This is a genomic window from Kiloniella antarctica (genome assembly GCF_042682825.1).
Classification (GTDB): Bacteria; Pseudomonadota; Alphaproteobacteria; order Kiloniellales; family Kiloniellaceae; genus Kiloniella; species Kiloniella antarctica.
Genome location: NZ_JBHUII010000001.1, coordinates 14298 through 27332 on the forward strand (window position 1 = coordinate 14298; position 13035 = coordinate 27332).

The following is a 13035-nucleotide window of genomic DNA, read 5'->3' on the forward strand; positions in this document are numbered from 1 at the left end:
CCCCACCTACCGAATTATCGGTTAAAAATTTATAACAAATGCATAAAGCCCAATTTTATACACTTCTGAGGTCTCAACATAGTTATGATCGGCTTCTGGGACAATACCCTCCAGAAGTCATATTTTTAATAAGTACTGTCGGCAAATAACCACCCCTACCCGGTGTAACGGCAAACCCTTTTTAATTTTATAGGGAAAAGATGTTATTCAACGAGTCTTGCCCCCTCAACCGCATGATAGAACCCGTTTGAAAAAGGTGCAAATGTCACCAGTGCTTCTAATTCACTGTTAGACTTTTCGAGGTCATCATCTCCATCAAGAGTACGGCGATATACTTCTGCAATTTTCACCATGTCTTCGTCATGAGGCCATAATCTGAAATGTGTAACGCCCAGCTCCGATAATTCAGCAATCTCACTCAATAAATTATTAACGGTGTAAGACATCGTGTGCGTCCCGTTCACAGCAAGAAACGGATTACCATCAAGTGTAGAGACATCCATGCCATCGGGATCTTTTTCACAGACATAAAGACAACCGTCTTTGGACAAATTATGTGATCGCGCATGATAACACCGCGCCGATAGCGCCAATGGCAAACGTCCAAAAGCTTGAATTTCGACCTCTCTCCCCTTTGCACTATTGGTGAGCTTGGCAATAGAATCTACCGGTAACTCACAGGGCAATACGATACGGGTAGCCCCATTTTCATAAAAATAGTTTAGAGTTCCTTCGTTGTATAAATTAACGAACGGCCCAACAACATGCGGTTTTCCAGATAGGAGGCTTACCGCTGACAAATCATTTGCCTCTATTTCCCACGGGCATTCAGAAGCAAGATCCGTTAACTCGCTTCTTTCCCGCCCCGACATCACCAACGCCAGCGACGATAAAATCACTTTTTTGCCTGCAGCTTCAAGCCGCTCACAAACATCAGGAATATAAGGCGTAAAAAAGGGTGTTCTCTTGGAACAAGTGACTTCGCCAACATAAACCACGTCAACGGGTGCTTCATCCGCAATGCGAAAGTAAAAATCCCGTTTTTTCTCGGCAGGCCAGTTGTAGAGAACTGGCCCCATCGTCAGTTTTTGATTTTCAGACACGTAAGGCTATCTCCAGTTTTTCTGATAGGCACCAGCGGTAGAACGGGTTCCTTCAGTTATATTTGCCATGTCCACAAAGGGTATGGTTTCTCCTTGCATCGCCGCATCAATAGCCTTGCGATAACCAGAGACCACTTGAGTGACGTAGGCTTTCCCTCTTTGACGCCCTTCAATTTTAAGTGCCTTCACTCCAGATTGAATAAGTTCAGGCAGCATCATCATGACGTTTAGAGAAGTGGGCTCTTCGAAGAGGTAAGACGGATCGCCAGTATGGCCAATAAATCTTCCCTTACAAAGGGTTGGATAGCCCGCAGCTTCTCCATCCGGGAAAGAATTAATCGTGAAATCGCCTAACTTGGATATCAACTTTCCACGACGTTGTTCATATTCCACATGACTTGCGGGCGAGCAAACGCCGTTCATGTTCGGGGATTTACCTGTTGCATAAGAGGACAGGGAACAGCGCCCCTCTGCCATCACACACATGCCACCAAAGGCAAAAACCTCTGTCTCCACATTGATCTCATTTATAAGATCGGCAATTTCTCTCACAGTGAGCACACGGGGAAGAACTACCCGCTGGACATCAAAGGCCTGTTTGTAAAATCGTATGGCCTCGGGGTTCGAGGCAGAAGCTTGCACAGACAAATGACGGCGCAAGTTTGGATGATTTTGCTGCGCATAGTCCAAAAGACCGATGTCAGCCAGAATTACTGCATCAACTCCAATCCTTGCTGCTGTATCCACCGCTTTGTGCCAAGCTGCCAAGTTTCCTGCCTGCGGGTAGGTATTGATGGCGACATATATTTGACGCCCCATTCCATGAGCCAAGATAACAGCTTCCTGAAGCTCTTCCGGGCTAAAGTTCAAACCGGGAAAATTCCGTGCGTTCGTCTCATCTCGAAACCCCACGTAGACAACATCAGCTCCAGCTTCGAGAGCAGCTTTCAAAGAAGAGGGCGTTCCCGCAGGACATACAAGTTCCATGTTTTATGTCCTTGCCGTATTGATTTTATTTCGACGGGAAACTTTGATTTTTTTTATTTCTTTTTCAATCTTTACCATTCGGTCCTCTTGGCGGTCCAGGTCATCATCAATCTGAGAGATCCGAAGCATAAGCGGATCAATAAGAGACTTATGAACTTGCCGAAAATCTTTATGAACTGCCCCATACAACCTTGCGGCCTTAGAAATAGCTCGATCCAATAACGGCTTAAGAAAAGCCACACGACCGACCAAAATTTCCTCAAAAGAAATATCCGCGCTATCAACAGCATTTCTCAAAGTAAGGAGAGCCTCGGTATCGCCTTGAACATTGATTTCTCTGGAGAAAAACAAGGCATCACCATCAACAGAACCTTCTAAAAGCTGGATCAAAGACAACATGCCCCCAGAAATGATCGTATCAGCATCCGGCAGGTTATCTGTTTTTTCAATCACATCCACCGAGACACGCCCCCCTTCCAAAGAGAGTAAAAAACAGATGTAAAGGTCGGTTGGAACAATGAGAAACTGACAAGAAACAAGTGGAGCCAGGCGTTGAAATATTTCGGGGTAAAGCTGTTCTATTCGTTTGAGGATGTGCTGGACCAAGGGCCTAAAAACGGCAACAGGTAAAGGGCGCAGAGCCATGCCTGCAAAAAGCATTGGAGAAAAAATTGGTGAATGAGATAGAGCACCCTGATCTTTCATAACGTTTATTTACCCCACCTCTAAAGCATCAGACCGATATCAAATCGGAAATTCAAAGGGGAGATACTGCGTTTCTCTTGAGCCCCGGACATTGATCTTCATCAAGTACAACACATCTTTAGAGTATTAAATTGTCCACCACTCAGTATTTACTCATAACCCTACCCGTTCAGGAGCAAACTATGACCACCCAGTCCCCTCATAGCAGGAGCGCCCGCATTGGCATTGTCACCATCTCAGATAGAGCTAGCCGCGGCGAATATGAGGATTTGGGAGGTCCCGCAATACACAAAGAGCTCTCAGAAATACTTACATCTCCCTGGGAAGCGGTTCCACGTGTCATCTCTGACGATCAAGCACGTATCGAAAGCACACTGAAACAACTCGCGGATGAAGAAGGCTGTTGCTTGATTGTCACCACTGGCGGCACAGGTCCTGCGCCTCGCGATGTCACCCCAGAAGCAACAGAAGCGGTGAGTGAAAAGCTCATGCCAGGCTTTGGGGAATTGATGAGACAGGTCAGCTTAAAGTATGTCCCAACAGCCATTCTCTCCCGTCAAACCGCCTGTATTCGGGGGAGCAGTTTAATTATCAATCTTCCAGGTAAACCATCTGCAATAAAAGATTGTCTGGAAGCTGTCTTTCCGGCTGTTCCTTATTGCATTGACCTTATCAACGGGCCGTACTTGGAAACAAATGAAAGTATCTGCAAAGCTTTCCGTCCCAAGAACAAATAGCTAAGAATATACCTAGGCCAGAATCATCATCTAGACGAGTCAATCACCCATCAAGTGTGCGACAACCTGTCTGTTATGGGCGGTCTTACGATGTTCAAATAGATATATTCCCTGCCAGGTCCCAAGTGAGATCGAGCCGTGGACGATAGGAATGCTCAATTGAACATCTGTCAGAGCTGATCTGATATGTGCGGGCATGTCATCAGGTCCCTCACAAGTATGGCGATATAACTTGGGATTTTCTTCTACGAATCGACAGAAAAAATTGTTCAAATCAAATTGAACATCTGGATCTGCATTTTCCTGTATCGTTAAAGACGCAGAAGTGTGGCGAATAAAGAGGGTTAGCAACCCACATGTGAGACCTTGCAACCCGACCCAATCACTGACTTCGGGTGAAAATTCATAAAGCCCTTGCCCATGTGTGTGTATTTCAAATATGTTTTGCACCTGTTTCATTCATACCTCCGGCTATGTAAGCCTATTACACGACTATAAGAATGCTCGGTAATACCTCTTTTCAAACAATTACCACATTTTTGCCCACTATTAACCCATGTTCGAATGAAACGTGTTAAACACGGTGGCCGTGCTGCCGATGTCTCTCGTAACTGTAGATCGAACTGAACAATAACAATGGCGAAAACATTCGATATAGTTAAGGTTTTAGAAGTTTCTGAGTTCAACATAAAATCTGTTGCTCAGAACAACCTCTATCGCTATTGGCTCGAACTCAAGGGCAGTAACAACCTTCCTAAATGGCAAGATTTCGACCCCTGTGCAATTCGAGAGTCTCTTCCCGGCATTATGCTGTTTGATGTCCAGAAAACAGGCGAATTTTTTGTTTCTGTTACGGGTGAAAACTGCCGTGAAACATTAGGCATTCCGTCTAAACGTTCAAATCTCGAAGATATCATTCCATCAAATGCACTGGCCGATGTCAAAAGCCGTCTCTCGCACGTTTTAAACACGCAAAAACCGCACCTGGTAACCAAGCGGATGGCTTGGAAAACAGAGGCAAGTCCGGAAGAACAGCACCAATCCTATACAGTTCTTTTCCTTCCCTTCACTTTTGAACATGAAAAAGTGCAGTTAAAAATATTGAACTCTCTTTATTTTCACTAACATCAGTTTGCATCTTTAACTCCAACCAACCGTCGTTTCTAAGTCAGCAGTATTTTCTTAATCGTAAAAGATACAGAATCTTACGACGCTCTTTTCTTGCCCAAACCGGTAATGGAAAGTTATTTTGCATGCCAACAACCTAATTCTTGGAGTACCCGACAAATGAAAACACGTATTAAGTGGATCGAGAACGTCGCTTTTATGGCCGAAAGCGGGTCAGGTCATGCCGTCGTCATGGATGGTGCCGTCGAAGGTGGCGGAAGAAATCTTGGCCCGAGACCAATGGAAATGTTGCTCATGGGTTTGGGCGGGTGTTCCGCTTATGACGTTGTTCATATCCTCAAAAAAGGAAGAGAAAACGTCGAGGACGTAGATGTCGATGTTGAAGCCGAGCGCGCCGATACTGACCCAAAAGTCTTTACCAAAATACATCTACATTTCCGTGTCAAAGGCGCGGGCCTTAATGACAAGAAAGTCAGCCGTGCCGTAGATCTGTCCGCAGATAAATATTGTTCTGCATCAATCATGCTCGGTAAAGCTGCTGAAATAACCCATAGTTACGAGCTAATTGAATAAACGATGAGAGCCGTTTTACAGAGAGTTCGAGAAGCTTCTGTTACAGTAGACAATACTGTTACCGGACGTATTAATCAGGGGCTTTTGATTCTGTTTTGTGCTGAACAAGGCGATACCGATGTCGAAGCAAAATATTTTGCACAAAAAATAAGTAAGATGAGGATTTTCACCGACCAAAACGGGAGAATCAATCTCTCAGTAAAAGAAGTTGGTGGAAAAATTCTGGTCGTAAGTCAGTTTACTCTTGCAGCAAACTGGAAAAAAGGAAATCGACCTGGATTTTCAGCGGCGGCGTCACCACAAGAAGGAGAAAGGCTTTATGAACTTCTTTGCCAATCTTTAGAAAAAGAAGGCCTTACCGTCGAAAAGGGAATCTTTGGTGCTCATATGGATGTGAGACTTCTCAACGATGGCCCCATCACCATCATCATGGACTCAAAAGACAGCGCCTAGTCGTTCACCTGCTAAAAAGAGACCGCGTGCTTCCGAAACTAAACATAAAAGAGTTGCCCTGGCGCTGCCTCTCGCCCCTTTAAACTCGCCAACCGCATAAGATGCCATAGCAGAGCCTGATTGCTGGAAATAACCGGTTTACGAAGAGTTTTTTCCGCCTCAGCTAGAACGCCAAAAGTCCGTAGATTAGTACAAGAAACAAAGACTGCTTCACAGTCATTCGTTTGCCCAATTTTCACAATCGCTTTCAGTGTTGAGTTTTCTGTAATCCGTGAAACAACTCTTTCTTCTTCCTGTTCAAAAGAACCAAACCCAATCACCTCAAGATCATTATTTTCCAACAACTCTCTCATTGCTTTAGATACTTCAGGTACATAAGGCGTTAATACCCCCAGTTTGTTTATCCCCAGAGCCTGACATCCCGCGATCACTGCAGAGATCGGATCAGTAACCGCAACACCAGGATGATGCTCATGAACTTTTGCAGCGACAACCTGTGGTCCAATCACTGTCGCCCCCGAAGTACACGCATAGCCAATAGCATCAAAAGATGTACTCTTGGGAAGCAAGCGTGCTGCAGCGGGAAGATCCTGAGCCATTTGTACCAAAGTTTTTTTTGTCACCTTGGGATGACTTGGAATACGGGTATGATATAGGGAGATATTTTGACTAGTTAGCGCCAAACGAAATTCATTTTCCAAAGTTTCGTCCACTTGCAAAACAATCAAACCAAGATTAACACGCGCTTTATTACCTTCGTCCAATTCAAAATCAAATTTCATTATATATCCTCAGAGAACTGGTAATTCAGATGCCGCACGCTTAGTTAACAAAAGAGGCGCATCTTCGGTAATTAAGATATTTTCTTCATGCACCATCATTTTTCCCTCGGATATTACCATGCTCGGCTCAAGGGTCATCACCATTCCAGGTTCAAGGACCGTCTCATCATGCGTACAAATTGAAGGCCACTCTGTTAGCTGCATCCCCAATCCGTGACCATAACGACCAACATCAGAATTCCCTCCACCAAGCGCATTATGCATTGCCTGAAACAAGGCGCTACAACTCATACCAGCTCGCGCATGGCTCAAACCAACCTCGGTTGCCCGCCAAAGTTTTTCGTAAGTAAATTTGGCCGCATCTTGAACTTGTCCGATGGCAAAGTTACGGTCAAAATCACAGAAATACCCTTGCAATGTTGCTCCCGTGTCCAGCATGAGAACATCCCCATCCATAAGTGGCTGGTTTGTCGGTGGCGATATGACATCTCCATAGCCACCATTCCCTGCAGCTCCAACGAGATACGGCACATCTTCAGCTCCCGCTTGTAACAACGCTATTTTAAAAGTACGGAAAACTTCGTCGAGCGGTTGGCCACAATGGAACAAATCATCGGCGCGCAAAAAAGCAATACTTCCAATTTCACAAATTTGCCGAATGATATCGACTTCGGCACTGGATTTTATCATCCGTAGTGATTTAACGATTGGTGTACAATCAACAAATTCGACGACACAAGAAGCACGTACCTTTTCAAAGTCCAGTAAGGGCATTCGAAGAGATCCTTCTTCGCCCATAGGCATACCAACTCGTGCGTAACTCTTTAAAGCTTGGCACAATAAGCTAACACCATCATCGCTGGGATGAGGAGATGACCATGTGCGAATGTCCTGAACCCAGGTTTTCCCCATAAGCTCAGCCCCAATGCCGGGAATAATGGTTATGGGGTCGCCTTTTTGCGGTAAGATGAGATACCAAGGGCGCGTTGGGCTTTGCCAAAAAAGGGTACGAAAACCCGTAAAATATCGTACTTCTGCTTCCGTACTAAAAAACAACGCATCAATGTTATCTTTACGCATGGCAGTCTGCGCACGCTCAAGGCGAGCTTCAAACTCCGCTTGATTAAAATCATCCATTCGTCATCCCCAAACGATTACTCAGCATGATACATTAGGACCTAAACAGATCCGAATGCGCTCTACTTCCCTCACCGTAAATCCTAAATAAATATCAATTTTGAAACTTTGTTATGAAAAAGATCCTACCCAAGATCATCCAAAGTTCTTTTTGTCTATTTATTTTAAAGATTTATACATGGCTGTATAATCTTTGCCCCCAAACATTGATCCCACGCGTGCGACCTTCTTACACTTTGACTTACCCTTTAAATTCTCATTATTCTTCAACAAGACATACATCTCTTTAATCAAAAATACCTTATTCAATAATTAGTTTTGGTGTGATGCAAACTCGTCGACATTTTCTCAAAAGTTCCGTAATTACAGGTTCAGCCATTCTTGGCGGAGGATCGCTTGGACTTCTGGCCTCTCAAGCCCGTGCCATGCCAAATGTTGTGCTCCAACCCGCTATTACCGAATTTCCCATTATATCAAATCTTCCCGCGCAAAAGATGTTCTCCTACACCCCAGGAGGCCCAGCGCCAATACTTCGGGCAAAACAAGGGGAACCCTTTCACGCCCGACTGGAAAACAAACTTCCAGAAGCCACGACCATACATTGGCACGGCTTGCGCCTGCCCAATGCCATGGACGGGGTGCCCTTTGTAACCCAACCCTATGTCTATGAAAATGAGACATTCGACTACATCTTTACACCGCCGGATGCAGGAACTTACTGGTATCACCCACACTGCAACACACTTGAGCAGATGAGTTACGGCCTGACGGGAATTTTGATTGTCGACGAAAAGGATACGCCTGATTTTGACGATGATGTTTCATTGAACCTACGGGATTGGCGTTTGGGATCTGATGGCCAGTTTATCGACTTATACAAGGCACGAAAAAGCGCACGCGCAGGAACATTTGGTACCGTCAAAACCGCCAATTGGTCACAAAACCCCACCTATGAAGTTCCAAGTGGCGGCATCGTAAGGCTCCGAGCCGTTGTTACGGACGTTACCCGTATATTCAAGCTCACGACCAAAGGGGCCAAAGCCACCGTGATCGCACTGGATGGTTATCCTGTCCCCAATCACTTCGAGCTTGATCATCATGCTGTGGGACCAGGACAGAGAATTGATCTCGCTATTCGCATGCCCGATGAAGAAGGTAGCGCGGTTGAGCTGATCAACACCTCTGCCTCAAAAGCATGGACTGTTGCGACTCTCAAAACCAAGGGCCTCTCTCTCAAACGGGATATCAGAGATTTAAAGCCACTCCCGAAGAACCCGGTTCCGGTCCCCGACTTGCAAAACGCCGAACACATCCCCTTTGAATTCACCGCCACAGCAGAATCAGCCCCCAAGAACGGCTTTTGCGGCACCATCGGTTTTTCCTTCTGGGCGATTAACCGAAAATCCTGGCTTGGGGTTTCTCCCGACCCGATGGAGCCCCTTGCGGAACTTAAACTCGGCAAGAGCTATGTTTTCAGTTTTCGAAACAGAACACCACACACCCACCCCATCCATCTTCATGGGCTGTCGTTCACCCTGCTCAATTCAAACAAAAGGAAGATAGATCCCTTTATCACCGACACAGCACTGGTCTTGCCCGACGAGCGAATGGATGTTGCCTTCGTCGCAGATAACCCCGGCGACTGGCTTTTGCATTGCCACATCATCGAGCATCAAAAAACCGGGATGAGCGGCTTTATTCGGATTACTTAAGATCTATTGAGACTTAGAAAACTTTTACAAAGCAACCTCACCAAATTCTTTGCATACTGCAATTTAGAAATTACCGACCGAGTGCGATATAAGACGACAAACTTCTTCGATATCAGCCCGCATTTTCACTTCGGGATTGCGCACAAGCCAATTACCGCTTGGCATGGCAAGCTCAACGGGAGAGAGACGCACGACTTCTTTTTTTGCCAACGCTATTTTACTCAGAGGGAGTGAGGCCAGAAGAACCCCGACACCAGCTTTGGCAGCATCCAGTGCCGTAATGAAACTATCAAACCGTACCGCCGTTTTTCTAGGGGGAGAGACTTGTGCCTCTATGGCCCATTCTGACCATCCGCTGCGGCGTCCGGCCAGCCTGATGCAGGGTAGTTTTTGCCATTTTCCCTCAACGATTTTTTCAGCCAATTCAGGCGAACAAACCGGAGAAAGAACTTCCGAGAAAAGGTGAGTGGATATTTTTCCCTCCCAGCTCCCAGAACCAAAGCGGATCTCTATATCTGCATTAATGGCATCGTAATCTGCAGGGCGATGAATGGCCGAGATTGAAAGAGAGATATTGGGTCGCGCCTCTCTGATCCACGCCAACCGTGGCACCAGCCAAAGTGAAGCAATGGATGCCGGACAGGCAATGGTTATGACATTGCTTCCCTTTTTGCCAAAAAGATCTTCGGTACTGCGTGCCAAAGCGTTCAGGGAAGATCGGACAGAGGGAACATAGGCATCGCCTTCTGCAGTGAGCTCAACCCCGCGCGCAAGACGATGAAATAAAGTCACTCTGAGATGCGCCTCAAGTTTTCGAATTTGTTGGCTCACAGCGGCCTGTGTTAAGCCAAGCTCCAGGGCAGCTTCGGTGAAATTTTCATGACGGGCGGAGGCTTCGAACGTTCTCAACCAATCCAAAGGTGGTAATATTGCCAATACCTTAACTCCAAGCCATAAATATTATGACGTCTTAGGGGTTATTTATATTGATTGTTCTTATTCCTTTTTACTGGACTAATCTAGTCAATTATAAAAACGTCCATACGGAGAGACGAAATGTTTTTGGAAACCGCAGAAATTCTGGAGAACGGAAAATCACTTAGCGTGCGGTGGAATAATGGCCAGAGTGCCCGCTTTCATGCCATGTGGTTACGAGACAACGCGCTGGACCCCCAAACCCGTGCAGAGGGAAATGCTCAACGTCTCATCACTATTCTCGACATTCCGGCAGAAACCACCCTCAGCTCCGCCACGGTAAACGGCATCGGTGATCTCGTGCTATCCTTCTTTCCGGAAAACAAAGAAGTCGTCTTTCCCAGCAACTGGTTGAGAGAACACAACTATGACATCCCTCACAATGAAAACAAAGGGTGGGTTGGCGATCATATCAAGACTTGGGATAACGCTCTAAACAACTCGATTCCAACGATCGGTTACGCTCAAGCTCAGAAAAAAAATCACGAGTTTGGCTCATGGCTTGGCGCAGTTGAAAGCCATGGCTTTGCGGTCATGACAGGGCTTCCTGTTACAAGCGGTACTCTCATTGATGTTGCAGAATTGTTCGGCTATGTCCGTGAGACCAACTATGGCAAGTTCTTTGAAGTTCGCTCCGAAATCAATCCGGTAAATTTGGCTTACACCGGCCTTGGCCTCCAGGCTCATACGGATAATCCCTACCGCGATCCAGTTCCGACGCTTCAGCTTCTGGCCTGTCTCGAGAATTCTGCGGATGGCGGCGATTCAATCGTTGTTGATGGTTTCAAGGCGGCTGAAATATTACGCGAAGAATCCCCTGAGAGTTTTGACTTGTTGTCTGGTTATCCCGTGCGCTTTGAATATGCCGGAACCGATGGTGTAAGATTGCGCTCAAAACGCCCAACCATTGAACTTGGTCCCGATGGCGAGATGCTTTCCATTCGCTTTAACAACCGTTCATCTGCTCCCTTTACCGATATTCCCTTTGCAGACGTGGATCGCTTCTATAGCGCCTATCGCAAATATGCAGAGATCATAGAGCGCCCGGAAATGAAGGTTAGTTTCATGATGCAGCCAGGGGATCTATTTATCGTCGACAACACCCGCGTCATGCACGCCCGCAAAGGATTTTCCGGGGCAGGCACACGTTGGCTACAAGGCTGTTACGCCGACAAAGACGGCCTGTTATCTACTCTTTCCTCTATTCGCTCTCGCGCCGAAAAATCTCAGGAGGCAGCCCAATGAGTGCCGATCGTTTTGATTCTCTAAACAAAGATAATATTGTCGATTTTATTGGTGATATCTTCCACCGTCGTGGCGCGGACTCCTATCTTGGCGAAGAGGTAACCATGTCAGAACACATGCTCCAGGGCGCTCAATTGGCCGAGCAGGCCAATGGAGGAGATATCCTCATCGCAGCAGCTCTGCTTCATGACATTGGCCACTACACCAATGAATTTCCCGACGATGCGCTCGCCAAAGGCATCAATAACCACCACGACGAAGCTGGTGCTGCCGTTTTGGAGAAGTTTTTCCCGGCTGTCATCACCGAGTGTGTAAGACAACACGTCGCTGCCAAAAGATATCTCTGCGCCACTGACGACAGCTATTTCGCGCGTCTTTCAGATGCATCGGTTCACACTTTGAATTTACAGGGTGGTCCTATGAACGAAGACGAAATCAAAGAGCTTGAGAAAAACCCTTATCTCAAAGAAATCGTGCAAGTCCGTTACTGGGATGATGAAGGTAAAGACCCTACTGTAACAACACCGCCTTATGAGTATTACGCCCCGATCTTGCAGCGGGTCGTTGATGCTCATACAGGAAATTAACTTCTTTTTATTCTCAAGCTCTGATCGCGGACAACACCATGGTAAAAAATAAAGTTATTCTCGTCATCATGGATGGCGTTGGTTATGACACTGCACTTTCTCAATGCGGTTATTTGGAAGGTATGGTCGAACTCGGCCGTGCCCGACGATGGAAAATGCGTACTGCGTTGCCAACAATATCCGCGGCAATGTACGAAACCATCCATAGTGGTTTATCTCCCCTTGATCACGGCGTAAGTGGCAACGAGGCATTGCGCAGATCAAACGTACCCAACGTCTTTGACCAGCTTCATCAAGGAAATTATAAGACCGCAGCCGTGGCTCATTCTTATTTCCATTCCCTTTACAATGGTCCGTACGATCCCATTGAACATGTCGAAGTAGAAGATGAAACCAAGGCCATTCAATATGCTCGCTTCTACTCGATGGAAGGTTATTCAGGAGCAAATATCTGTGCCCCCGCTGAAATTGATCTCTGTGCGCAAGCGACACACCTCATCCGTCGTAATGATCCCGATTACCTTTTGCTTCACACCTCTTCTGTCGACAGTACCGGCCACAAATACACTGCAGACTCATCACAGTATCGCATTCAAACCTGGCACATCGATAATGCCTTGGCTCGAACGATCCCTCTGTGGCTGGATGCGGGATATGATATCTTTGTCACCGCCGACCATGGCATGAATGCCGACGGCCACCACGGTGGTACAGAAGAAATCATGCGGCACGTTCCCTTCTACTACCTTGGGGATGCCTCAATGCCTGAGAAGGGAACTCTCCTCGACCAGCTCGCCATTGCCCCCAGTATTCTCGATCGCATTGGCGTGCAAATTCCTGAGAGCATGAAGGCTCCATCACTTTTCACATAGAACTCGCTAAAGATAGGGGGGATATCGAAAGATCTCCCT

General features: G+C 46.4%; 15 protein-coding genes. 8 read left to right on the forward strand and 7 right to left on the reverse strand.

All coding sequences use genetic code 11. The features are described 5' to 3' along the window. Positions 1 to 203: 203 nt before the first annotated feature. From ubiV to ubiT, 3 genes are read right to left on the reverse strand one after another with little or no spacing between them, the layout of a single operon-like run. Positions 204 to 1103 (reverse strand): ubiquinone anaerobic biosynthesis protein UbiV, encoded by a 900-nt coding sequence (gene ubiV / locus ACFSKO_RS00055; protein WP_380247071.1) that lies wholly within the window; start codon positions 1101 to 1103, stop codon positions 204 to 206. Between the two features lie 6 nt (positions 1104 to 1109). After that, a complete protein-coding gene (ubiU, locus tag ACFSKO_RS00060; protein ID WP_380247074.1) occupies positions 1110 to 2090 on the reverse strand; it encodes a ubiquinone anaerobic biosynthesis protein UbiU in 981 nt (326 codons plus the stop codon). A gap of 3 nt (positions 2091 to 2093) precedes the next feature. Continuing rightward, positions 2094 to 2795, reverse strand: a complete 702-nt coding sequence (ubiT, locus tag ACFSKO_RS00065) for a ubiquinone anaerobic biosynthesis accessory factor UbiT (RefSeq protein WP_380247076.1) — start codon at positions 2793 to 2795, stop codon at positions 2094 to 2096. A 182-nt stretch (positions 2796 to 2977) separates the two neighbouring features. On the opposite strand from ubiT, the gene mog reads away from it, so the two are divergent. Beyond that, positions 2978 to 3532 (forward strand): molybdopterin adenylyltransferase, encoded by a 555-nt coding sequence (gene mog / locus ACFSKO_RS00070; protein ID WP_380247078.1) that lies wholly within the window; start codon positions 2978 to 2980, stop codon positions 3530 to 3532. A 39-nt stretch (positions 3533 to 3571) separates the two neighbouring features. On the opposite strand, the gene ACFSKO_RS00075 is transcribed toward mog, so the two are convergent. Beyond that, the gene (locus ACFSKO_RS00075; RefSeq protein ID WP_380247080.1) at positions 3572 to 3991 is read right to left on the reverse strand and encodes a secondary thiamine-phosphate synthase enzyme YjbQ; all 420 of its coding nucleotides are present in this window, start codon (positions 3989 to 3991) and stop codon (positions 3572 to 3574) included. A 177-nt stretch (positions 3992 to 4168) separates the two neighbouring features. On the opposite strand from ACFSKO_RS00075, the gene ACFSKO_RS00080 reads away from it, so the two are divergent. The 3 genes from ACFSKO_RS00080 to dtd all read left to right on the forward strand — a co-directional run bounded on the left by ACFSKO_RS00080 (position 4169) and on the right by dtd (position 5686). Further along, entirely contained in the window at positions 4169 to 4657 is a 489-nt protein-coding gene (locus tag ACFSKO_RS00080) for a PAS domain-containing protein (RefSeq protein WP_380247083.1), read from the forward strand. A gap of 162 nt (positions 4658 to 4819) precedes the next feature. Beyond that, on the forward strand, positions 4820 to 5233 hold the full coding sequence (locus ACFSKO_RS00085; protein ID WP_380247085.1) for an OsmC family protein: 414 nt from the start codon (positions 4820 to 4822) through the stop codon (positions 5231 to 5233). Between the two features lie 3 nt (positions 5234 to 5236). Further along, a complete protein-coding gene (gene dtd / locus ACFSKO_RS00090; protein ID WP_380247087.1) occupies positions 5237 to 5686 on the forward strand; it encodes a D-aminoacyl-tRNA deacylase in 450 nt (149 codons plus the stop codon). A 38-nt stretch (positions 5687 to 5724) separates the two neighbouring features. On the opposite strand, the gene ACFSKO_RS00095 is transcribed toward dtd, so the two are convergent. Together ACFSKO_RS00095 and ACFSKO_RS00100 are read right to left on the reverse strand one after the other, a co-directional pair. Further along, positions 5725 to 6468 (reverse strand): maleate cis-trans isomerase family protein, encoded by a 744-nt coding sequence (locus ACFSKO_RS00095; RefSeq protein ID WP_380247089.1) that lies wholly within the window; start codon positions 6466 to 6468, stop codon positions 5725 to 5727. Positions 6469 to 6477: 9 nt separating this feature from the next. Next, entirely contained in the window at positions 6478 to 7605 is a 1128-nt protein-coding gene (locus ACFSKO_RS00100) for a M24 family metallopeptidase (RefSeq protein WP_380247091.1), read from the reverse strand. 326 nt (positions 7606 to 7931) lie between these two features. On the opposite strand from ACFSKO_RS00100, the gene ACFSKO_RS00105 reads away from it, so the two are divergent. Further along, on the forward strand, positions 7932 to 9317 hold the full coding sequence (locus ACFSKO_RS00105) for a multicopper oxidase family protein (RefSeq protein WP_380247093.1): 1386 nt from the start codon (positions 7932 to 7934) through the stop codon (positions 9315 to 9317). A 63-nt stretch (positions 9318 to 9380) separates the two neighbouring features. Here the strand turns inward: ACFSKO_RS00105 and ACFSKO_RS00110 are convergent, their stop codons facing one another. Next, the gene (locus ACFSKO_RS00110) at positions 9381 to 10253 is read right to left on the reverse strand and encodes a LysR family transcriptional regulator (protein WP_380247096.1); all 873 of its coding nucleotides are present in this window, start codon (positions 10251 to 10253) and stop codon (positions 9381 to 9383) included. 120 nt (positions 10254 to 10373) lie between these two features. On the opposite strand from ACFSKO_RS00110, the gene tmpA reads away from it, so the two are divergent. From tmpA to ACFSKO_RS00125, 3 genes are read left to right on the forward strand one after another with little or no spacing between them, the layout of a single operon-like run. Then, positions 10374 to 11537, forward strand: a complete 1164-nt coding sequence (tmpA, locus tag ACFSKO_RS00115) for a 2-trimethylaminoethylphosphonate dioxygenase (protein WP_380247098.1) — start codon at positions 10374 to 10376, stop codon at positions 11535 to 11537. Next, the gene (gene tmpB, locus ACFSKO_RS00120) at positions 11534 to 12124 is read left to right on the forward strand and encodes a (R)-1-hydroxy-2-trimethylaminoethylphosphonate oxygenase (protein WP_380247100.1); all 591 of its coding nucleotides are present in this window, start codon (positions 11534 to 11536) and stop codon (positions 12122 to 12124) included. The genes tmpA and tmpB overlap by 4 nt, the downstream gene beginning before the upstream one ends. A gap of 38 nt (positions 12125 to 12162) precedes the next feature. Continuing rightward, positions 12163 to 12996, forward strand: coding sequence for an alkaline phosphatase family protein (locus tag ACFSKO_RS00125; protein ID WP_380247101.1), 834 nt, complete (start codon positions 12163 to 12165; stop codon positions 12994 to 12996). Positions 12997 to 13035: the final 39 nt, after the last annotated feature.

Bases quoted from the DNA above. Each gene is read 5' to 3' on its own strand.
- ACFSKO_RS00105 (WP_380247093.1), top strand. From the start codon at position 7,932: ATGCAAACTCGTCGACATTTTCTCAAAAGTTCCGTAATTACAGGTTCA.
- ubiT (WP_380247076.1), bottom strand. From the start codon at position 2,795: ATGAAAGATCAGGGTGCTCTATCTCATTCACCAATTTTTTCTCCAATG.
- mog (WP_380247078.1), top strand. From the start codon at position 2,978: ATGACCACCCAGTCCCCTCATAGCAGGAGCGCCCGCATTGGCATTGTC.
- ACFSKO_RS00125 (WP_380247101.1), top strand. From the start codon at position 12,163: ATGGTAAAAAATAAAGTTATTCTCGTCATCATGGATGGCGTTGGTTAT.
- ACFSKO_RS00080 (WP_380247083.1), top strand. From the start codon at position 4,169: ATGGCGAAAACATTCGATATAGTTAAGGTTTTAGAAGTTTCTGAGTTC.
- ACFSKO_RS00075 (WP_380247080.1), bottom strand. From the start codon at position 3,991: ATGAAACAGGTGCAAAACATATTTGAAATACACACACATGGGCAAGGG.
- tmpB (WP_380247100.1), top strand. From the start codon at position 11,534: ATGAGTGCCGATCGTTTTGATTCTCTAAACAAAGATAATATTGTCGAT.
- ACFSKO_RS00095 (WP_380247089.1), bottom strand. From the start codon at position 6,468: ATGAAATTTGATTTTGAATTGGACGAAGGTAATAAAGCGCGTGTTAAT.
- dtd (WP_380247087.1), top strand. From the start codon at position 5,237: ATGAGAGCCGTTTTACAGAGAGTTCGAGAAGCTTCTGTTACAGTAGAC.
- ACFSKO_RS00100 (WP_380247091.1), bottom strand. From the start codon at position 7,605: ATGGATGATTTTAATCAAGCGGAGTTTGAAGCTCGCCTTGAGCGTGCG.
- ubiU (WP_380247074.1), bottom strand. From the start codon at position 2,090: ATGGAACTTGTATGTCCTGCGGGAACGCCCTCTTCTTTGAAAGCTGCT.
- ACFSKO_RS00085 (WP_380247085.1), top strand. From the start codon at position 4,820: ATGAAAACACGTATTAAGTGGATCGAGAACGTCGCTTTTATGGCCGAA.
- tmpA (WP_380247098.1), top strand. From the start codon at position 10,374: ATGTTTTTGGAAACCGCAGAAATTCTGGAGAACGGAAAATCACTTAGC.